Origin of the sequence: Devosia sp. Root105 (assembly GCF_001424865.1) — a bacterium.
Classification (GTDB): Bacteria; Pseudomonadota; Alphaproteobacteria; order Rhizobiales; family Devosiaceae; genus Devosia_A.
Genome location: NZ_LMCR01000021.1, coordinates 205,913 through 224,375, shown reverse-complemented (window position 1 = coordinate 224,375; position 18,463 = coordinate 205,913). Strand labels below are relative to the sequence as shown.

The window sequence follows — 18,463 nt, the reverse complement described above, 5'->3', positions numbered from 1 at the left end:
GGTCTCCCGCCGGTCAGCGGCGAGGGAAGCGGACTATGAAGACAGCATTGGTCGTATGGGGCGGGCTCGAGCTGCACGAGCCCGAAAAAGGCGCGCATATCGTGCGCGAAATCCTCGAGGGCGAGGGTTTTGAGGTCGATGTCACCGGCGACTACACGGCGCTCGGTGGCGAAAGTGTCGGCTCCTACGACCTGATCGTGCCGCAGATCACCGGCGGCGAGCTCGACCGCGAGAACTCCATCCGCTTCTGCGCCGCCGTCGAAGCCGGGACCGGCCTTGCTGCTTTCCACCACGGCCTCGCCACCAGCTTCCAGGGCAATGCACGGATCCGCTTTCTCGGCGGCTGCACCTTCGCCACCCACCCGGGCGATATCATCAGCTACCAGGTCGACCCCAAGGTGACGGACGACCCGATCATGGCGGGCATCAAGAGCTTCGAGCACACCTCGGAGCAGTACTACATGCATGTCGACCCCACCGTTGAGGTGCTCGCCACCACCACTTTCTCGGGCGAGCACGCCTTCTGGAAGAAGGGCGCCGAGATGCCGGTAGTCTACAAGTCCGCTTATGGCCGCGGTCGCGTCTTTTACACGGCGCTCGGCCACAAGCCGGCCGAGCTAGACAAGCCCGAGATCAAGACCATCCTGCACCGGGGGCTGCTATGGGCGGCCCGCTGATCCCCTCCCGTCCGGTCGGCGCGACCGGCCTCGAGATCAGCCGCATCGGCTTCGGCGGCGCGCCGCTCGGCGACCTCCGGCGGGCACCGACCGATGCCGGGGCCCGCGAAGTGCTTGAGGCCGCCTGGGATGCCGGTATCCGCTATTTCGACACCGCCCCGTTCTACGGCGCCGGCCTGTCGGAGCGTCGGATTGGCGATTTCCTGCGCGATAAGCCGCGGGATAGCTATGTGCTTTCGACCAAGGTCGGCCGGTTGCTGGTCCCCGACCGCGCCTTTTCGATGGAGCGTCACGGCGATCCACGCGCCCTGCCGTTCCGGCCGAAGTTCGATTTCACCTATGACGGGGTGATGCGGAGCTACGACAACTCGCTGCAGCGGCTGGGGCTCGAGAGCATCGACATCCTGTTCCTCCACGATATCGGCGCCTTCAGCCAGCGCGAGCGCCATGCCGAGACCATGAAGCAGGCACTCGAAGGCGGCGGTATCCGTGCGCTCGAAGAGCTGCGGGCCTCGGGGGCGGTGCAGGCCATCGGGGCGGGGGTCAACGAGTGGCAGATCATCGATGAGCTGATGAACCATGCCCGCTTCGATATCTTCCTGCTCGCCAATCGCTACACCCTGCTCGACCAGCAGGTGATCGACACCCTGCTGCCGCGGGTGAAGCGCGAAGGCGTGGCGATTGTCGACGGCGCCCCGCTCAACAGCGGTATCCTCGCCACGGGTCCGGTTCCCAACGCGATTTATGACTATGCGCAGGCGAGCCCCGAGATGATCGAGAAGACCCGCCGCATCGAGGAGTTGTGCAGCAAGCACGGCACCACGCTGATCCGCGCTGCCCTCAACTTCCCGCTCGGCCATGAGGCGATCACCGCCATCATCCCCGGCTTCTCCAATGTTGCCGAGTTCAACGACAATCTCGCCGGCTACCGCAAGCCCATTCCCGACGCGCTCTGGGCCGAGCTCCGCGAGGCGGGCCTGCTGCATCCGAAAGCGCCTGGCCCCGTTACCCCGGTCCTGGCGTAAGATAGGCTTCAACGTCCAACCCCCGGAGGCCCCATGGGCGAACGCATCAAACTCACCGCTGCCGATGGCTTCGTCCTCAACGCCTACCGCGCCGCCCCGGAAGGCAAGCCGCGTGGCGGCGTGGTGCTGATCCAGGAGGTCTGGGGCCTCAGCAACTGGATCCGCAGTGTTGCCGACCGCTGGGCCCGCCACGGCTACCTCACCATCGCTCCGGCGATGTTCGACCGCGCCGAGTATGGCTTCGAGAGCGAGAACTATGGCGCCGACCACTTTCCGCTGGTCGGCGAGCTGATGAAGAAGTTCTCGATGGATAGTGCCATGACCGACATCGAAGCCGCCATCGCGGCCGCTTCCGAAGCCGGCAAGGTGGGCATCACCGGCTACTGCTTCGGCGGCCGCGTCAGCTGGATCGCCGCCAGCAAGCTTGAGGGCCTCAGCGCTGCTTCCGGCTACTATGGCGGTGGCGTGCCGAACTATATCGAGCTGACACCCAAGGTGCCGATCGAGATGCATTACGGCGACAAGGACCAGGGCATCCCGCTCGAGCAGGTCGAGCAGTTGAAGGCCCGCCACCCCGAAGCCGACATCTACGTCTACAGCGGTGACCACGGCTTCTGTAACAGCGACCGGCCGGAAAAGTTCGACGAAGCCTCGTGCACCAAGGCCTCGGTGCGCTCGCTGGAGTTCTTCCATAAGCACCTCTGACCTCGCCCGTCACCTCGCCTATCTCAAGGAGGCAGCGGCCGACGCCAAGAAGGCCATGCTGTCGCGCCGGAAGGCGATGCTCGCGGCCCATCTCGTCGATGCCTACGCCGACCGGGTCTTCAGCTCCCGCGCCGAGCCGGCGGCCGATGTGCTGGAATTTCGCTCCGGCTTGGCCGGCGCCCACCCGGCGCTCGCCACCATCTTCGAGGTGGTCGCCGGCCGCGCCCAGCTCGTCACCGAAGCCGTCGAAGTGCCGCTTGTCGACTACGGCAAGCTCGGCGTCGAGGATTTCATGGTCAGCCTCTACAACGGCCACACCGTGCAGCGCCTGCGGATCATTGGTCCGGATGGCAGCCGGCAGGACGTGCATGAGGTGCTCGCGGCGGCGGTGGCCTACCTTGGAGGTGAGGGGGCAGCGCGCTAGTTCGAGGGGGTGGCACCACCCCCTCCGAGCTTCGCTAGTTCGCTTGCGCTCACAAGCTGCGCTTGCCTCCCCCATCGAGGGGGAGGTGGGGGCCGGTGCGTGGATTGGATCGTGCCTCACACACTGAACGGCACCTCCCCCTTGATGGGGGAGGATGGGAGGGGGTGGGGCGGCAGGCGGGGTGGGGCGGTTGAGGTTCCAGACTGGCTCGACTACTGCTTCATCGCCTCCAGCAGCTCCAGCAGTTTCTGCGTCGTCTGCCAGCTGCGGATGGTCATCGATTTATAGAGCGGGGACTCCATGATCTTGCTGAGCCGGCTCTTGGTCCGCTCGGCGCTGAGCCGCTGCGAGTAGATCATGCCCTCGCCGGGCCACACCTGGTCGACGCCATCGCGCGGCTTGAACAGAGCAAAGGCCTCGTCGCGGTCGATGTCCATCAGGAACACCGCATCGCTGTGATATTTGTCGGGCGTGTCGCCGAACCCTTTGGGGCGTTTGTCGACAATCGCCTTTATCTGGTCGTGGCTGAGCACCAGCACTTTGACCAGCTCGTCATCCAGCTTGAACGCCGAGGTCAGCCCGTCCTCGATCTTTCGGGCGATGCTCGAGGCCGTGAGTTGCGAGCGGAACATGGCGTTGCCTGAGGCGATGTAGGTCGAGACATCCTCGAGCCCGATCTCCTCCAGCAGTTTCTTCAACCCCGCCATCGGCACCTTGTTCTTGCCGCCGACATTGATGCCGCGCAGCAGCGCCAGGTACGTCGTTGTCGCCATGCTGTCCTCCCGCTTCGCTCAGACGCTACAAACGACAAAGGCCGGGATTGCTCCCGGCCTTTTGGTGAAACCTCAAGCGATGCTCAGCGCTTCTTCTTGTCGATCTGGTGGTAGGCCCGGCGCGAGTGGAACTCGCAGTAAGGCTTGCCCTCGTTCGAGTGCTGGCCGCAGAAGTAGAAGTCCGGGGTCAGCGGATCGCCGATCGGCCACTTACAGGTGTGTTCGCTGAGCTGCAGCAGGGTCAGCCGCTGTTCCACCGGAATGAAGAGTTCGGCCGCCTGCGGCGCCATCTCCATCTCGACCGCGAATTCCTCTTCCATCTTCAGCGCCGTCGCGCCGTGAATGGCACCGCCACCGCCGCCGCCCCCGACATTCATCGAGTTGCGGGTCTTCATCACCGTGCCCAGCCCGCTCGAACGCGAGGTGCTGGCAGGCGACGAGACGCGACGGGCAGCCGGGCGCGGTGCGCTGCGCACCCGCGGGGTCGACGTCGCCGGTTTGGCACGGCCCGAGAGCTTCAGCCGATGCACCTTGCCGATCACCGCATTACGGGTAACGCCTTCGCCCAATACGCCCGCGATCTGACTGGCGCTCAGCCCCTCAAGCCAAAGTTTCTTGAGCAGCTCGACGCGTTCTTCAGTCCAGCCCATCAACTATCCGCTCCTAAACCGCCATTCAGGACTCTGACAGACTCCTCAGCCGTGCCGTTGCCTCAGCAACAGCCCGATACGCTACGCATCGTAGGTCTGATGGGTCCGCCACACGAGATATCGTGTCCCAATGCCTTGATACTACACGGGTCGCGGAATCCGGTGCAAGAGTCGCCGCCGTTTTACACGGGGAAAAAGCGTCTGCAATTTGGCCGTCGTCGGAAGCCGCTTCAAATCAGGCACTTGAGGGTGGCAAGCCCCGTTTCCGTTGACTTAAGTACTCCACAAAGGCATATGGAGAGCCTGCAACGCGCCGCATTTTCGCAGCGCGTTTTTGGTTTTTGTGGGGCTTTTGCAACAGTCCCGGAACGAGCCCATGAAAGGGGTGCGAAGATGTCTGCGCTGTACGGTACGTATGCCCGGTCCGACCTCGCTTTTGAGCGGGGCGAGGGCGTGCGATTGTTCGCGCAGGACGGCACGCCCTACCTCGATTTCCACGCCGGCGTGGCGGTCAATGCGCTGGGCCACGGCGACCCGCACATGGTGGCGGCGCTGAAGGCGGCGGCCGAGAAGGTCTGGCACACGGCCAACACCTTCACCATTCCCGAGCAGGAGCGGCTCGGCCAGCGGCTGGTCGAGAACACCTTCGCCGACGCGTGCTTCTTCACCAACTCGGGTACCGAGGCGGTGGAGTGCGCGGTCAAGACCGCCCGGCACTATTTCTGGGCCAAGGGTGAGACGGACCGCTACGAGATCATCGCCTTCACCGGCTCCTTCCATGGCCGCACCATGGGCATGATCGCCGCCTCCGGCAACGAGCACTATCTCGAAGGTTTTGGCCCGGCGCTTGAAGGCTTCAAGCATCTGGCGCCCGGCGACCTGAAGGCCGTCGAGGCCGCGATTACTCCCAAAACCTGCGCCATCCTTATCGAACCGGTACAGGGCGAGGGCGGCGTCACCGCCATGACCGCCGAGTATATGCGGGGCCTGCGCGCCCTCTGCGACAAGCACGGCATGCTGCTGATCCTCGATGAAGTGCAGTGCGGTTACGGCCGCACCGGCAAGTTCTTTGCCTATGAGTGGAGCGGCATCGAGCCCGACATCATGGCCGTCGCCAAGGGCATCGGCGCCGGCTTCCCGCTCGGCGCCTGCCTCGCCAAGGGCGAGGTGGCCAACTCGATGATCCCCGGCACGCATGGCTCGACCTATGGCGGCAACCCACTGGCCTCGGCCATGGGCAATGCGGTGCTCGACCGCATGCTGGCGCCCGGCTTCTTCGATCATGTCGACAAGATGGGCCAGCGGCTCAACTGGCACCTGCAGCAGCTGGCGCAGCGCTTCCCGAGCCAGGTGCTCGAGCTGCGCGGCAAGGGCCTGCTCGCCGGCATCCGCATCGCCTCGCCAGTGCGCGACGTGGCAGCGCGGCTGCGTGACGAGCATCACATGCTGGCCATGACCGCCAATGAGAACGTGCTGCGCCTGTTGCCGCCGCTGGTGGTGACTGAAGCCGATATCGAGGAGGCCGTAGGCAAGCTCGCGGCCGTCTTCGAGGCCATCGAGGCCGAAGCCCCCAGCAAGGCGGCAACTGCCTGATCCCATTCACGGCACGCGATCTGAAGGGCGGGAGACAGCAGCTCCCGCTCGGCGCGTTCCGAAAAGGAGAGGTCCCAAAATGACCGCTACCCCACCTAGGCACTTCCTCAATCTCGACGATTTCGATGCCACGACGCTGCGCGGCATGCTCAACCAGGCCGTCGAACTCAAGGACCGACTGAAAAAGGGCGATCGACCGCTGCTCCTCAAGGACAAGGTGCTGGCGATGATCTTCGAGCGCCAATCCACCCGCACCCGCGTCAGCTTCGATGTCGGCATGCGCCAGCTCGGCGGCGAGACCATCTTCCTCACCGGCCAGGAAATGCAGCTGTCCCGTGAGGAAACCCTCGCCGACACCGCCAAGGTGATGTCGCGCTATGTCGATGCGATCATGATCCGCATCCTCACCCATCAGGATCTGCTCGACCTGGCCGAGGCCGCCACCGTGCCGGTGATCAACGGCCTGACCCGCCGTGCTCATCCCTGCCAGGTGATGGCCGACGTCATGACCTTCGAAGAGCACCGCGGCAACATCAAGGGCGCCAAGGTGGCCTGGGTCGGCGACAGCAACAATGTGCTGGCCAGCTGGGTGAACGCCGCCGAGCTGTTCGGCGCCGAGCTCACCATCGCGGTTCCGGAGGAATATGCCCCGGAAAAGGACCTGCTCGCCGACATCAAGAAGGCCGGTCCGGCCGTCCGGCTGATCGAGGATCCCGAGGAAGCGGTGCGCGGCGCCGACCTCGTCATCACCGACACCTGGGTGTCGATGGGCGATACCGATGCCGCCGAGCGTCGCCGGGCCTTGAAACCCTACCAGGTGAATACCCAATTGATGGGCTTGGCCGAAAAGGACGCGCTGTTCATGCACTGCCTTCCGGCCCATCGCGGCGACGAGGTGACCGACGAGGTCATAGACGGGCCGCAATCGGTGGTCTTTGATGAAGCCGAAAACCGGCTTCACGCCCAGAAGGCGATCCTGTGCTGGGCACTGGGCCAAGACCGGCAGAACATCTAGCCGTTCTGCGATACTATTATGCGCGACACGAACCAGCGCGGGACCTCGATCCAATAGCGGAGCGGGGTCGCTTCCGCGAGATTGGAATATGGATGACTCAGACTGAGCTCAGCACCTATGGCCTCGATCGCCCGGAGTCGGGCGATGATGTCGTGGTGCCCTTCACCCTCGATGGGCTCGACAGCCGCGGCCGTGTGGTTCGCCTTGGGCCGGCGCTCGATGCGATCCTCACCCGCCACAACTACCCCGCTCCGGTGGCGCGCCTGCTCGGCGAAGCCGTGGTGCTGGCATCGCTGATCGGCTCCTCGCTGAAGTTCGAGGGCCGCTTCATCATGCAGACCCAGACCGATGGGCCGGTGAACCTGATCGTCGTCGACCTCGATGCGCCGGATGGCCTGCGCGGCTATGCCCGCTTCGATGCCGACGCGGTGATGATGGCGATCGAGCGCGGCGAGACCAAGCCGGGGCAATTGCTCGGCAAGGGTCACCTTGCCATGACCGTCGACCAGGGCGTCCATATGGAGCGCTATCAGGGTATCGTGGCGCTCGAGGGCGGTACGCTCGAGGATGTGGCGCATGCCTACTTCCAGCAATCCGAGCAGATTCCGACCCTGGTGCGCCTCGCCGTCGCCGAGCATTCGGTGCGCGGCGCCGGTGGCCCGCAATGGCGGGCCGGTGGCGCGCTGGTGCAGTTCCTGCCGCCGCACGGCCAGTCGGTGATGCCGGACCTGCCGGGCGACGGCGATTTCGACAACCCTGAGATGGTCGACCCGGATTTCGTCGAAGACGACAAGTGGACGACCACCCGGGCGCTGCTGTCGACCGTCGGCGACGACGAGCTGGCCGACCCCGACGTCTCTGCCGAGCGGCTGTTGTTCCGGCTGTTCCACGAGACCGGCGTCCGCGTCTTCGAGCCGATCGCGCTCGAGGAGCGCTGCACCTGCTCGGCCGAACGGATCGAGGCGATGCTGCGCGACAATTTCTCGGCCGAGGAACGCCAGGAGATGGTGGTCGACGGTGAGATCGAGGTGGTCTGCGAGTTCTGCTCGGCCGACTATCACTTCAAGCCGCACGAGTTCGACGAGCAGCACCCGCACCAGCATTAGGCTGGCTCTCTTACCTGAGCGTGCAGTCGGCGGCCCTCTCCCGTTTACGGGGGAGGGAGGACCAGCCGAAAGGCTGGTGGGAGGGGGGTGCCACAAACACTGCCCTGCGCCCGTCCGCCCACCTTCAGAGCGTGGGGCACCCCCCTCCCACCACGCTTTCGCGTGGTCCCCCCTCCCCCGCAAGCGGGAGAGGGCACGTCGACTGCTGGTTTTAGCGGTGAACTCAAGTGCCCCAGCCAGTGGCCACAAGCGCACGTGACTCCGCCTCCACAACGGGAGTAAAATCCCCTTGTCAGCGGAGGCCTCCCATGTCCGACGCCACACATCCCCGGTTCGGCTCCGACGAATACCGCGCGCTTGGCTCGCTCGCGGTGACCCTGCTGGTCATGGCCGTGCTGCTGTTCCTGCCCGCCGGCACGCTCGAGTGGCCCCGGGCCTGGTGGTACCTCGCGATCTTCGTCGCCGCGATCCTCGTCGCGATCGTCTACATCTGGCGCGTCGATCCCGAACTCTTCGCCATCCGGCGCAAGCCTCAGGCTGGCGGCAAGTCATGGGACCTCGCCTTCGTCGCCGTGACCCTCACCTCGATGGCCGCCATCCTGCCGGTGGCCGGGCTCGACTATCGCTTCGGCTGGTCGCAATTGCCCGATGGGGTGGTCTGGCTTGGTTATCTGATCTTTGCCGCCGGCTTCTGCCTCACCGCCTGGGCGCAGGGCGTCAACCGGCACTTCGAGCTCACGGTGCGCATCCAGACCGATCGGGGGCACAAGGTCATCGATGCCGGCCCTTACGCCACGATCCGCCATCCCGGCTATATCGGCGGCGTGGCGCTCGGCATCGGTACAGCGCTGGCGCTGGGCTCACTGGTGGCGGTCATCCCCGCCGCCATCTGCACCGTCGCCCTGGCGCTGCGCACCCTCGCCGAGGAAGCCACCCTCAGCGAGGAGCTCGAGGGCTATGCCGATTACATGCACAAGGTCCGCTTCCGCTGGATTCCGGGCGTCTGGTAACTCCAGGCCACCGCCTCACTCGCTGGCCAGCGCCACCACCGGATCGAGCCGCGCTGCCGAACGCGCCGGCATGAAGCCGAACAGCACGCCGATCAGGCTCGACGAGACGAACGCCGCGATGATCGTTGTCGGCGAGTAGATGAAGCTGAGCCCGCTCACCAGTTTCTCGACGCCGAAACCGATCCCTAGCGACAGCAGAACGCCCACCGTGCCGCCGATCAGGCAGACCAGCACCGCCTCGATCAGGAACTGCTGCAGGATATCGCCCTGCCGTGCCCCGACCGCCATGCGCACCCCGATCTCCCGGGTCCGCTCGCGTACCGACACCAGCATGATGTTCATCACGCCGATGCCGCCGACGATCAGTGAGATCACCGCGATCGCCGAGATCAGCAGCGTCAGGGTCTGCGCGGTCGACTGGATGGTCTCGCGGATCGTGTCGGTGTTCTGCAGGCTGAAATCCACCGTGCCGTGCCGCTGCTCGAGCAGCGCCTGGATCTCCGCCTGTGCCTCGGTGACATCGGCGCTGTCGGCGATGCGGACGGTGATGCTCGAGAGCCAGCTCTGCCCCAGGATCCGCGACATCGCCGTGGTGTAGGGCATCCAGATGCTGATCGAACTCGACTGCGGGCCGAAATTGTTGGTGCTCGCCGCCACTACGCCGATGATCCTCAGCGGCACGTTGCCGACCAGCACCACTTGCCCGACCGCATCTTCGCCATTGGTGAACAGCGTGTCGCGCGCCGTGGTGTCGATCACCGCCACCTGCGCCAGCGCACTGGTGCTCGTCGCATCGAAGGCTGCGCCTTCGATGAAGCTGCGGTTGTTCACCCGGAAGTAGTCGGCGCCGACGCCCTGGATCTGCGCCGCGGCGCTGACATTGCGATAGCGCGCCTGGCCGCTGCTCGACACCTGCGGCGTGACGCTGTCGGCGTATTTCTCGGCCGCAATAGCTGCCGCATCCGCCGGCACCAGCGTGCGGATCGCATCGCGCCGCCGATCCGCGGCGCTGGTGCCGGGCATGACGTTGATGGTGTTGGTGCCGATCGAGCTGATCCGGTCGAGTACCGTCTGCTGGCTGCCTTGCCCCAGCGCCACCACCGACACCACCGAGGCGATGCCGATGATGATGCCGAGCATGGTGAGGAAGGTGCGCAGCCGATGGCTCGACAGCGCCCTGAGCGCCATCTGGAACGCCTCGCCGACCCGGTCCAGCGCCTCGCGCCAGCGCGGGATCCGCCTGATCGTCTCGACGGCCTTCTGCACCGGCGGGGCAGTTTCATCCTTGCGCCGGTCGGCGACGATCACGCCGTCGCTCAGCTCCACCACCCGGTCGGCCTCAGCCGCGACGGTCGGATCGTGGGTAACGATGATGATGGTGTGGCCTTCGGCGTTGAGCTCCTTGAGCAGCGCCATCAGCTCCTTGCCGCTCCTGGAATCGAGCGCTCCGGTCGGCTCGTCCGCGAGGATGATCTCGCCGCCATTGATCAGCGCCCGGGCCACGCTGACGCGCTGCTGCTGGCCGCCGGACAGCGCGTTCGGCCGGTGCGTCAGGCGCTCACCCAGCCCCAGCCGTTCCAGCAGCTGGTGGGCCCGCTCCCGCCGCGCTTGTTTCCGGGCGCCCGCATAGATCGCCGGCACCTCGACATTCTCGAGCGCATCGAGATCGGCCAGCAACTGGTAGCGCTGGAAGATGAAGCCAAAATGCTCGCGGCGCAGTTCGGCCAGCTCATCGGGCTGGAGCCGCGCGATGTCGCGTCCGGCCAGCCGATATTCGCCGGTCCAGCCATTGTCGAGGCAGCCCAGCACGTTCATCAGCGTCGATTTGCCCGAGCCTGATTGGCCGATGATGGCGATCATCTCCCCGGCCGCGATGTCGAGGTCGATATCCCTGAGCACCGTGATGCTCTCGGCCCCGATCGGATACTCCCGGCGCAGTTGCCGGATGGAAATCAGCGGTTCGGTCATCGCCGCGGCCTCAGCGCCCGAACCCGCCCGGCGGGCCGCCTCCGGCGAGGATGTTCCGGTTGGCGCCCTGGCCGTTACCGCTGCGGGCCGCCGGAGCGGCTGCCGTGGCATTGACCACCAGATCGCCTTCGTCGAGGCCCGAGAGCACTTCCGCCGTCACGTTGTTGTTGAGCCCGATGGTGACCTGCTTGGGCTCGGCCGCCTCCTTCTGCTGGTCCCACACCTGAAGCGTGTAGCTGCCGTCGCGGCCCTTGCGGCCGAGCACCGAGGCCGGAACCGTCAGCACGTCATCGGCTGATTTCAGCACGATCGTCACCTGTGCCGTCATCGAGATGCGCAGCTTATGGCCGGGGTTATCCACGTCGAACAGACCATTGTAATAGACTGCAGTGCTCGATGAGCTCGATGTGGTGTCGTCCGAGGCAATCGAATCCGGCGCCGGCTCGACCGCGCGGAGCGTTGCGTCGATGCGGGTATCCGGGTCACCGAGGATGGTGAAATAGACCTGCTGTCCCGGTTCAACCCGCGGCACGTCTGCCTCCGAGATCTCGGCCTTCACCACCATCTTGTCGAGGTTGGCGAGCTTGACGATGGTCGGCGACGAATTGTTGGCGTTGACCGACTGCCCGACCTCCACCGACACGGCGACCACCGTGCCGTCGGAAGGGGCCACGATCTTGGTGCGGTCGAGGTTCAGCTCCGCCGCTTCGACATTGATCTGGGCCTGCTGGATCTGCGCCTCGATCGCCTGCAACTGGCCTTCGGCCGTCTGCACCGCCAGTTGCGCCGTCTGCAGGTCGGCGTCCGAGATCAGCTTTTGCGGGCTGAGCTTCTCGGCCCGGTCCAGGGCGGTCTTGGCTTGTCCGAGGTTGGCGGTCTGGATGGTCTTCTGCGCCTCGGTATTGGCGAGCGAGGCCTGCGCCGCCTTCACTGCGTTCTGCTGGTTCAGCGAGTCGATTTCGGCGATCACGTCGCCGGCCTTCACGTCGTCGCCGAGCTGAACGTTGAGCGTCTTGATCCGACCCGAAACTTCGGCGCCGACGCTGACCAGCGAACTGGCCTGGATCACCCCGGACGCGAGCACCGTCTCCTCGATAGTGCCGCGCGCCACCGGCGTTGTGCGTGGCACCTCATCCTTGGCAGGTGCACTGAACACCAGCCAGCCGGCGCCGCCCGCGCCGAGCAGCACCACGAGGACGATCCATTTCAACCACCGCTTCATCGCCGCACCTTCGAAGCCCAATACCCATTGCGCTTAAAGTAGAGCGCACCGGTCAAGACGTCGCATTAGAGCTTGGTAAGGTGGGTGAATTCTTCGCAAGGTCGGGTCGGTTCAGCCAACTGTCAGCTAGGCTTCGCTATCGTCGGCTATCGCAATCTGAATTCAGGCGATGGAAATGACGATGCCCAGATATACCGTCACGCTCTACGACTTCCGGGCCAAGCCACCCAGCGTCAGCCTGCCGCAGACGGTAGAGGCGCCTGAACCGATGTCGGCGGCGCGTCAACTGACCGACGAACCCCTGATGCTGAACGGCCATTTCGGCAACCTGGTCGCCGAAGTAACGCGCTTCGACGGCACCCAGCTCGCCCAACGGGTGATGTTCTACCGCAAACCCTAGATCGAACGGTTGCGGGCTGCGTCGACTCTGCTATTTTGCCGCTACCCTGCTGTTCGAGCAGGGAATTTTTTGAGGCATATTATGAAGAAGACCTATTCTAGGCCTGTGCTCGTCAAGGAACAGAAGCTGAGCTCGATCACTGCCGAGCCGACTTCCAGCAAGGGCAACAGCAATCCCCCGTGATCCGGGAGGCCGGAGCGCTGCTCCGGTCTTTCTTCGTGTGACAAAAGACAAAAATGCGGTTCTCGCACGCGGCGATTCTGCTAGCGTGCCGCGGTCGCCGTTGGGGCGCATGTGGAAACAGTTATGAAGAAAATCTATACTAAGCCGGCGCTCGTCAAAGAGCAGAAGCTGACAGCGATTACTGCCGTGCCGCTTTCCAGCAAAGGGTCGCAGCCGCCGCAGTGATCTGAGGCGGCCCCAGGCTGGCCGGGCCGGCCGACGTTGCAGAAACTGGAGATAAAGATGAAGAAGATTTACGCTAGGCCGACGCTCGTCAAGGAGCAGAAGCTGAGCACGGTCACCGCTGCTTCAACGTCCAGCAAGGGGCCGCTCCCGCCGGGCTGACCCGGGCGGCGCGACCACCTGACCTGAACACGGTTCGCCCACTGCGGCGCACAGTCCTCGATTTCCGCGGTCCTTCAATAGGTGGACGGCACGGTGACGAGGGTTTCGGCCATGGCGCGGTCATGCTAGCGTTACTCGGTGGCCCTTAGCAGGCCGTTGGGAGTGAACATGAAGAAGAAGATTTACGCCAAGCCGACGCTCATCAAGGAGCAGACGTTGACCTTGATCACTGCCAAGGTAATCAACAGCGGTTTGCCGCCGACTTGATCGCCTTGATGGCGAGACGTCAGCCCTTGAGGGCAGGGAGCAGGACTATGAAGAAAGTCTATTCCAGACCGACTCTCATCAAGCAACAGCGGTTGAGTGCAGTTGCGGCTGCGACTGCCAGCATGCCTGTCAAAAAGTGACCCGCTCGGGGCCGCTCCTGCGGCCCTCGACCTTCGACTGTGGTGCGTAGATGGATGCAGTGTACCGCCTCGGCGACGACGTTTCGTTCGAACCGGTAGGTGAGGGTGCTGTCATTCTGCTGCTTGGCAGCGGGCAGCTCTACTCGTGCAACGACACCTCGCTGTCCTTCCTTCAACATCTCGATGGCGTCCGCAACGTCGAAGACGTGGCGCGTCGCATGGCCGATGAGTTCGAGATCGACGCCGCGACGCTTGCCGACGACCTGCCGGAGCTGATCGCCGGTCTGGTTGCAGAAGGCATCATCGTGCATGCCGCCTGAGGCAGCCGACGCGCCTGGGCCACAAGCTCTCGATCGGCTGGTGTTTCGCCTCCGGCTTTGGCTGAGCGCACGGACGCTTCCGGCTCGTATCGCTGGACGCGGCTTCTCCGAAATCCTGACGCAGGCCTCGTCGGCTCAGCCCGATACCTGGCCGCGATTTCCAGTGCCCTATATTGCCAAACGGGTAGGCCGTGTGGCGCGATGGCCGATCCTGATGCGCAACAACCGTTGCCTCCGGACCGGGCTGGTCGGCTTCGCCGCACTCCGGCGCTGCGGCTATGATCCGAAACTGCATTTCTCCGTCGACCCCAAATCGGTCGGCAAGCCGCGCCTCTCCGCCCATTGCTGGGTGACGCTCGACGGTGTCGAAGTCATCAACGCCAGCATTCCCGGCCAGGTGCAGATCCACGTCCACGCCGCTCCGGCGCTCGACCATCACGACCCGCGGGGAGCCCGAGCATGATTCAGAAATTCTTCGATCTGCAGGGCGCATCCCTGCGGGTGTCCGCGATTTCGCCGGTGCTGGTCGACTGCTACGGCCGCATCTTTGCCGGCCGCTCGCGTCCGCTGCCGACCGCACCGCTGGCCTATGGCCTGACCATCATCTCCGGCGAACCGCTATCGATGCCCGAGGGAACCGATCCGCTCTACGAAGGGCCGATCCTCGACGAGGGCGAGGCCTGCTTCTGGCAGGGCCCGGAAGGGCGCACCCTGGTGTTCCCCGGCGTCATCTCGCTGACTCTCTCCGACAAGGCGCGAGAGGCCACCATCACCGTGGCGCCGGGCGCCGAAGAGCGCATCGTCATGACTTGCGGGCAGCTTGCGCTGCAGGCGGCGCTCATCGCCGCAAAGCAGTTTCTGGTGCACGCCGCGGGATTGACCCTGCCGGATGGCCGCGTAGCGCTGATTTTCGGCAAGAGCGGCGCCGGCAAGACCACCTCGACCCTCGCTCTTGCAGCGGGCGGGCTAGGCCTTTGCTCCGATGATGCGATGGCGTGCAACGTCAGTGGCGATCGCCCGACCGCCTGGGGCATGCCTCGAAGCCTCAAGGTCCATCGCCGCACCGCCGAGATGCTGCCCTGGGTGCAGCCGCTGCTGAGCGGCGATTGGAGCGTCGAGGACGAGCGGCCGGTGACCCTGTCGGCGCTTCGCACCACCGTCAGTGTCGAGAGCATCGCCGCCCGCGAGATCGCCGCTGTCTTCGTGCTCGAACGCAGTGGCGTGACGGCGAGCCGTTGCGCGCCAACCAGCAAGGCCGAGGTGCTTGCCCTCGCAGCTGCAGACAACCTGCGCTCCACGCGCGCGGGAGTACCGCAGGTCGAGCGCGAACTGTTCCAGCGGCTCGGCGAGCTGGTGCGCGCCGTGCCCACCTATCGGCTATCTGCCGGGTCCAATCCGACCGATCTTGCGCCCGTCATGCTGGCAGCGCTCAATATCCAGAAGATCATCGCATGATGGCGGCCGAGCTCGACAAGCTGCTCTGCCGACTGGCCGACCCTGAGGCGACCGCTGCCGCCGTGCCGGCGGGCGCCGTTGATCGGCTGCTCAAGCTGGCGCGCGATCACAATGTCCTGCCTGTAGTGACCCGCAAGCTCGCGGCGCAGCACAGCACTGGCGACCTCAGGGTGGCGCAGAGCGAGTTGACGATCCTCGTCGGCCTGTCGATGCACCTACGCGGCATCGCCGCCAAGGTCGACCGCTACATTGCCGAGAGGCAGCTCGAGGCGGTGATCGTCAAAGGCCCGGTCTTCGCGCGCCAGCTCTACCCGACGCCGTCAGATCGTCCGTTCACCGATATCGACATCATGGTCGCGCCCTCGGCCCGCGCCCCGATCGGCGAGCTGCTGACCGGGCTGGGCTACCAGCTGTTCCGCAAGCCGCTGCTCGATCACACCGAGCAGAATCAGGAAGAAAAGTGGATCCAGCCCGACATGGATGCACTGCTGATCGAAGTGCACGGCAACCTGGTGCACTATCAGGGCCTGCGCCGGCGCGTCAGCTTCGGCTATGGCGAGTTCATGGCCAGTGGCCAGGGCAACGCGAGCGCCGGTCTGCCGCAGTTCTTCGTGGCAGTGGTCCATGCCGCGCTCGGCCACAAGTTCCACCAGCTCCGCCTGCTGGTCGACGTGCTGCAGGCCTTTCGCCATCTCACGCCCGATGAGGTGACCGCGCTGCCGGATATGGCGCGCCGGCTGGGTCTGGGCCTCGAGGCGCGCCTCTGCCTTGAGCTGGTCGCCGCGCTGTTCGAGGTCCCCGGGGCCGGCGCCGCTGCCGGTCGCATCGCCGGCGGCAGCGCCAGCAGCCTCGCGACGCGGCTTGTCGATGGCGCGGCAGTGCTGGCTGCGCCGACGGCTTTCCTCTCGAAAGTCCGCCGCCACAGCTTCCGCGGCCTGCAGCGCATCGTGCCGCGAGGCGCCGGATGATCGGCAATCTGTCCTTCACCGGCATGCTTCCGGCCACCGCGACCCTCGTCGACGTCCGGACCGGCATGGCGCTTGACGCCGAGGGTATCCGGGGGCGGGTGAAGGAGAAGTCTGCCGAGCTCTCGCACCACGGGGTAGCGCCCGGCGCTCGGGCGGTGGTGGCCGAGGTCAATCCGGTCGATTACCTGATCGCCATCTTTGCCTGCTGGGAGATCGGACTCGTCGCGGTGGCGGTCAATCCGGGCCTTCGGCCGGAAGAATGCGAGAACGTGCTCGAGACCACCGGTGCATCGCTATGGCTCGGGCCGCAGCGGCCGCGCATGGAAATATCGGGCACCGCCGGAGCCGTGCCGTTGCGCCTCGATGATCCGGCGCTCATCCTGATGACTTCGGGCACCACCGGCCGACCCAAGGGCATCGTGCATTCGGTGCGGAGCCTGTTCGCCCGCGCCGCGCTGAACATCGCCGAGATCGGCCCCAAGGTGCTGCGCGAAACGCTCTGCGTGCTGCCGGTGTTCTTCGGCCACGGCCTCATCGGCAATGTCCTGACGCCGTTGCTGGCTGGSGGCCGCGTGCATCTCTGGCCCAGTCCGGCGCTCAACGAGCTTGCCGGCCTTGCCGGCTACCTGACGTCGAACCGCATCAGCTTCATGAGTTCGGTCCCCTCGTTCTGGAAGCTCGCACTGCGCCTCTCGGCCCGGCCCGGGCCGGTGCTCGAGCGCGTGCATGTCGGTTCGGCGCCGCTCTCGATCGAGCACTGGCGGGCCATCGCCGAGTGGTGCGGCACGGGCCGGGTGTTCAACATGTTCGGCATGACCGAGACGGCGAACTGGATCGGCGGCGGCAGCCTCGATGAGGCCGAGGCGCGCGACGGCTATGTCGGCCGGCTCTGGGGCGGCAGCGTTGCCATCGATGGCGACGGGCGGGGCGAAGTGCTGGTGCAGAGCCCATCGATGATGCTGGGCTACTGGCAGCGGCCCGATCTCGACGAGGCGGCGTTCGTCGACGGTTGGTTCCGCACCGGCGATATCGGCGAGCTCGATGAGCAAGGCAAGCTGATCCTTGTCGGGCGCAGCAAGTCCGAGATCAACCGCGGCGGCATCAAGATCCAGGCCGAGGAGATCGACATGCTGCTGGAGCGGCATGAGGCCATTGCCGAGGCCTGCGCCTTCGGCATTCCCGATGCGATTGCCGGTGAGGCGGTGGCGGCGGCCATCGTCCTCGCTGATGGAGCAGCGTTCGATCCCGAAGCGCTGAAGGCCTGGTGCCGGGCGCGCGCGCGTGACGAGGCGGTGCCCTCGAAGCTGTTCGCCGTCGCCGCCATTCCGCGCAACGATCGCGGCAAGATCGTCCGCGCCGACGTCCGCGCCATGGTCGAACGCCAATGAGCAAGCTGGTCATCGGTCCGCTGGAAACCGAGCGCTTCATTTTGAAGCCGATGGGGATGATCGAAACCCTGCGCGTCACCAATAGCTGGCGGTATGACCCGGACATCCTCAATGGGCTGATGCAGACGACCAAGCCGCGGTCGTTGCCGCACTGGTTGCTGCGCGGGCCGCTGCCTCGCAGCAAGAACCGCTTCGCTTTCGCCATTATCCCCAAGGGCGAAGCGGCGCCGATCGGCGCTCACATGGTACGGCTGCAGGGCTACCGCTCGGCCTTCGGCACTGTCGCAGTGCATGATCGCAACTGGTGGGGCAAGAACGTCGTGGTCGAGGCCCGCGCCCGGCTGCTCAACCACTTCTTCGCCCATTGCGGCATCGAGCGCTTCTATGGCGTGGTGGATTCCCGCAACGCCTCGTCGATCTTCAGCTATCGCCGGCTTGGGTTCGAGCATGTCGGCACCTGGCACCGCCAGAAGCAGAATCCGGTCACCGGCGAGATCATCGACTTCGTCAACTTCGAGATGTTCCGCGATCAATGGATGCGTGGGCCGTTCTGGGAGGCACCCGATGAGCCTTGATGAGCGGGCCTGCGTCATCGTCGGCGAGGCGCTCAATTGCCCCGGCGCCATCGCCATCGGCGCCGACATGAGCTCGGTCGCCGCCTGGGATAGCCTCGGCCATATGGCGATTGTCGCCGGCATCGAGAACGAGCTCGGCCGCAATCTGACGGCCGAGCAGATCGCTTCGATCACCTCAGTCCGGCGCGTCGCCGAACTGTTGGGCGGCTAGCTCG

22 protein-coding genes are annotated in these 18,463 nt (G+C 65.4%); 18 read left to right on the top strand and 4 right to left on the bottom strand.

Annotated features, from left to right (window positions below):
* Window positions 1-35: 35 nt before the first annotated feature.
* Genes ASC68_RS27855 through ASC68_RS27840 form a run of 4 tightly spaced genes read left to right on the top strand, consistent with a single transcriptional unit; the run spans window position 36 to window position 2,831 of the window.
* Window positions 36-677, top strand: coding sequence for a ThuA domain-containing protein (locus tag ASC68_RS27855; protein WP_055887811.1), 642 nt, complete (start codon window positions 36-38; stop codon window positions 675-677).
* Entirely contained in the window at window positions 662-1,702 is a 1,041-nt protein-coding gene (locus ASC68_RS27850; RefSeq protein ID WP_055887809.1) for an aldo/keto reductase, read from the top strand. Before ASC68_RS27855 ends, ASC68_RS27850 begins: the two co-directional genes overlap by 16 nt.
* Before the next feature lie 33 nt (window positions 1,703-1,735).
* A complete protein-coding gene (locus ASC68_RS27845) occupies window positions 1,736-2,407 on the top strand; it encodes a dienelactone hydrolase family protein (protein ID WP_055887806.1) in 672 nt (223 codons plus the stop codon).
* A 55-nt stretch (window positions 2,408-2,462) separates the two neighbouring features.
* Window positions 2,463-2,831, top strand: a complete 369-nt coding sequence (locus tag ASC68_RS27840; protein WP_055887803.1) for a hypothetical protein — start codon at window positions 2,463-2,465, stop codon at window positions 2,829-2,831.
* 212 nt (window positions 2,832-3,043) lie between these two features.
* Here ASC68_RS27840 and ASC68_RS27835 read toward each other — a convergent pair whose 3' ends face one another.
* Both ASC68_RS27835 and ASC68_RS27830 read right to left on the bottom strand, forming a co-directional pair.
* The gene (locus tag ASC68_RS27835; protein ID WP_055887800.1) at window positions 3,044-3,604 is read right to left on the bottom strand and encodes a DUF1697 domain-containing protein; all 561 of its coding nucleotides are present in this window, start codon (window positions 3,602-3,604) and stop codon (window positions 3,044-3,046) included.
* A gap of 83 nt (window positions 3,605-3,687) precedes the next feature.
* The gene (locus tag ASC68_RS27830) at window positions 3,688-4,254 is read right to left on the bottom strand and encodes a GcrA family cell cycle regulator (RefSeq protein WP_055887798.1); all 567 of its coding nucleotides are present in this window, start codon (window positions 4,252-4,254) and stop codon (window positions 3,688-3,690) included.
* A gap of 393 nt (window positions 4,255-4,647) precedes the next feature.
* Between ASC68_RS27830 and ASC68_RS27825 the strand changes: the two genes are divergently transcribed.
* From ASC68_RS27825 to ASC68_RS27810, 4 genes are all read left to right on the top strand, one after another.
* Entirely contained in the window at window positions 4,648-5,847 is a 1,200-nt protein-coding gene (locus ASC68_RS27825) for an aspartate aminotransferase family protein (protein ID WP_055887795.1), read from the top strand.
* Window positions 5,848-5,926: 79 nt separating this feature from the next.
* Entirely contained in the window at window positions 5,927-6,862 is a 936-nt protein-coding gene (gene argF, locus ASC68_RS27820) for an ornithine carbamoyltransferase (protein WP_055887793.1), read from the top strand.
* Between the two features lie 92 nt (window positions 6,863-6,954).
* Window positions 6,955-7,968 (top strand): Hsp33 family molecular chaperone, encoded by a 1,014-nt coding sequence (locus ASC68_RS27815; RefSeq protein WP_055887790.1) that lies wholly within the window; start codon window positions 6,955-6,957, stop codon window positions 7,966-7,968.
* Between the two features lie 308 nt (window positions 7,969-8,276).
* On the top strand, window positions 8,277-8,978 hold the full coding sequence (locus ASC68_RS27810; RefSeq protein ID WP_055887786.1) for an isoprenylcysteine carboxylmethyltransferase family protein: 702 nt from the start codon (window positions 8,277-8,279) through the stop codon (window positions 8,976-8,978).
* 15 nt (window positions 8,979-8,993) lie between these two features.
* On the opposite strand, the gene ASC68_RS27805 is transcribed toward ASC68_RS27810, so the two are convergent.
* Together ASC68_RS27805 and ASC68_RS27800 are read right to left on the bottom strand one after the other, a co-directional pair.
* Entirely contained in the window at window positions 8,994-10,946 is a 1,953-nt protein-coding gene (locus ASC68_RS27805) for a MacB family efflux pump subunit (protein WP_055887783.1), read from the bottom strand.
* Window positions 10,947-10,956: 10 nt separating this feature from the next.
* Complete coding sequence (locus ASC68_RS27800) at window positions 10,957-12,168, bottom strand: efflux RND transporter periplasmic adaptor subunit (RefSeq protein WP_055887780.1); 1,212 nt, start codon at window positions 12,166-12,168, stop codon at window positions 10,957-10,959.
* A gap of 181 nt (window positions 12,169-12,349) precedes the next feature.
* On the opposite strand from ASC68_RS27800, the gene ASC68_RS27795 reads away from it, so the two are divergent.
* The 10 genes from ASC68_RS27795 (at window position 12,350) to ASC68_RS27760 (ending at window position 18,459) form a co-directional block, all read left to right on the top strand.
* Window positions 12,350-12,568 carry a hypothetical protein gene (locus ASC68_RS27795; protein ID WP_156384754.1) on the top strand — a complete coding sequence of 73 codons (219 nt, stop codon included), beginning with the start codon at window positions 12,350-12,352 and terminating at the stop codon, window positions 12,566-12,568.
* Window positions 12,569-12,874: 306 nt separating this feature from the next.
* Complete coding sequence (locus tag ASC68_RS28880) at window positions 12,875-12,976, top strand: putative RiPP precursor (RefSeq protein WP_156387480.1); 102 nt, start codon at window positions 12,875-12,877, stop codon at window positions 12,974-12,976.
* 57 nt (window positions 12,977-13,033) lie between these two features.
* Entirely contained in the window at window positions 13,034-13,135 is a 102-nt protein-coding gene (locus ASC68_RS28875) for a putative RiPP precursor (protein WP_156387479.1), read from the top strand.
* 457 nt (window positions 13,136-13,592) lie between these two features.
* Entirely contained in the window at window positions 13,593-13,862 is a 270-nt protein-coding gene (locus ASC68_RS27790) for a PqqD family protein (RefSeq protein ID WP_055887770.1), read from the top strand.
* Window positions 13,852-14,325, top strand: a complete 474-nt coding sequence (locus tag ASC68_RS27785) for a lasso peptide biosynthesis B2 protein (RefSeq protein ID WP_055887767.1) — start codon at window positions 13,852-13,854, stop codon at window positions 14,323-14,325. Before ASC68_RS27790 ends, ASC68_RS27785 begins: the two co-directional genes overlap by 11 nt.
* Entirely contained in the window at window positions 14,322-15,317 is a 996-nt protein-coding gene (locus ASC68_RS27780) for a hypothetical protein (RefSeq protein ID WP_055887764.1), read from the top strand. Before ASC68_RS27785 ends, ASC68_RS27780 begins: the two co-directional genes overlap by 4 nt.
* Window positions 15,314-16,285, top strand: a complete 972-nt coding sequence (locus ASC68_RS27775) for a nucleotidyltransferase family protein (RefSeq protein WP_055887761.1) — start codon at window positions 15,314-15,316, stop codon at window positions 16,283-16,285. Before ASC68_RS27780 ends, ASC68_RS27775 begins: the two co-directional genes overlap by 4 nt.
* Window positions 16,282-17,673, top strand: coding sequence for a class I adenylate-forming enzyme family protein (locus tag ASC68_RS27770; protein WP_055887756.1), 1,392 nt, complete (start codon window positions 16,282-16,284; stop codon window positions 17,671-17,673). The genes ASC68_RS27775 and ASC68_RS27770 overlap by 4 nt, the downstream gene beginning before the upstream one ends.
* On the top strand, window positions 17,670-18,248 hold the full coding sequence (locus ASC68_RS27765; RefSeq protein ID WP_055887753.1) for a GNAT family protein: 579 nt from the start codon (window positions 17,670-17,672) through the stop codon (window positions 18,246-18,248). The genes ASC68_RS27770 and ASC68_RS27765 overlap by 4 nt, the downstream gene beginning before the upstream one ends.
* A complete protein-coding gene (locus ASC68_RS27760; protein WP_055887749.1) occupies window positions 18,238-18,459 on the top strand; it encodes an acyl carrier protein in 222 nt (73 codons plus the stop codon). Before ASC68_RS27765 ends, ASC68_RS27760 begins: the two co-directional genes overlap by 11 nt.
* Window positions 18,460-18,463: the final 4 nt, after the last annotated feature.

Bases quoted from the DNA above. Each gene is read 5' to 3' on its own strand.
- argF (WP_055887793.1), top strand. From the start codon at position 5,927: ATGACCGCTACCCCACCTAGGCACTTCCTCAATCTCGACGATTTCGAT.
- ASC68_RS27780 (WP_055887764.1), top strand. From the start codon at position 14,322: ATGATTCAGAAATTCTTCGATCTGCAGGGCGCATCCCTGCGGGTGTCC.
- ASC68_RS27840 (WP_055887803.1), top strand. From the start codon at position 2,463: ATGCTGTCGCGCCGGAAGGCGATGCTCGCGGCCCATCTCGTCGATGCC.
- ASC68_RS27850 (WP_055887809.1), top strand. From the start codon at position 662: ATGGGCGGCCCGCTGATCCCCTCCCGTCCGGTCGGCGCGACCGGCCTC.
- ASC68_RS27810 (WP_055887786.1), top strand. From the start codon at position 8,277: ATGTCCGACGCCACACATCCCCGGTTCGGCTCCGACGAATACCGCGCG.
- ASC68_RS27845 (WP_055887806.1), top strand. From the start codon at position 1,736: ATGGGCGAACGCATCAAACTCACCGCTGCCGATGGCTTCGTCCTCAAC.
- ASC68_RS27765 (WP_055887753.1), top strand. From the start codon at position 17,670: ATGAGCAAGCTGGTCATCGGTCCGCTGGAAACCGAGCGCTTCATTTTG.
- ASC68_RS27830 (WP_055887798.1), bottom strand. From the start codon at position 4,254: ATGGGCTGGACTGAAGAACGCGTCGAGCTGCTCAAGAAACTTTGGCTT.
- ASC68_RS27800 (WP_055887780.1), bottom strand. From the start codon at position 12,168: ATGAAGCGGTGGTTGAAATGGATCGTCCTCGTGGTGCTGCTCGGCGCG.
- ASC68_RS27785 (WP_055887767.1), top strand. From the start codon at position 13,852: ATGCCGCCTGAGGCAGCCGACGCGCCTGGGCCACAAGCTCTCGATCGG.
- ASC68_RS28875 (WP_156387479.1), top strand. From the start codon at position 13,034: ATGAAGAAGATTTACGCTAGGCCGACGCTCGTCAAGGAGCAGAAGCTG.
- ASC68_RS27815 (WP_055887790.1), top strand. From the start codon at position 6,955: ATGACTCAGACTGAGCTCAGCACCTATGGCCTCGATCGCCCGGAGTCG.
- ASC68_RS27795 (WP_156384754.1), top strand. From the start codon at position 12,350: ATGCCCAGATATACCGTCACGCTCTACGACTTCCGGGCCAAGCCACCC.
- ASC68_RS27790 (WP_055887770.1), top strand. From the start codon at position 13,593: ATGGATGCAGTGTACCGCCTCGGCGACGACGTTTCGTTCGAACCGGTA.
- ASC68_RS27855 (WP_055887811.1), top strand. From the start codon at position 36: ATGAAGACAGCATTGGTCGTATGGGGCGGGCTCGAGCTGCACGAGCCC.
- ASC68_RS27760 (WP_055887749.1), top strand. From the start codon at position 18,238: ATGAGCCTTGATGAGCGGGCCTGCGTCATCGTCGGCGAGGCGCTCAAT.
- ASC68_RS27825 (WP_055887795.1), top strand. From the start codon at position 4,648: ATGTCTGCGCTGTACGGTACGTATGCCCGGTCCGACCTCGCTTTTGAG.
- ASC68_RS28880 (WP_156387480.1), top strand. From the start codon at position 12,875: ATGAAGAAAATCTATACTAAGCCGGCGCTCGTCAAAGAGCAGAAGCTG.
- ASC68_RS27805 (WP_055887783.1), bottom strand. From the start codon at position 10,946: ATGACCGAACCGCTGATTTCCATCCGGCAACTGCGCCGGGAGTATCCG.
- ASC68_RS27775 (WP_055887761.1), top strand. From the start codon at position 15,314: ATGATGGCGGCCGAGCTCGACAAGCTGCTCTGCCGACTGGCCGACCCT.
- ASC68_RS27835 (WP_055887800.1), bottom strand. From the start codon at position 3,604: ATGGCGACAACGACGTACCTGGCGCTGCTGCGCGGCATCAATGTCGGC.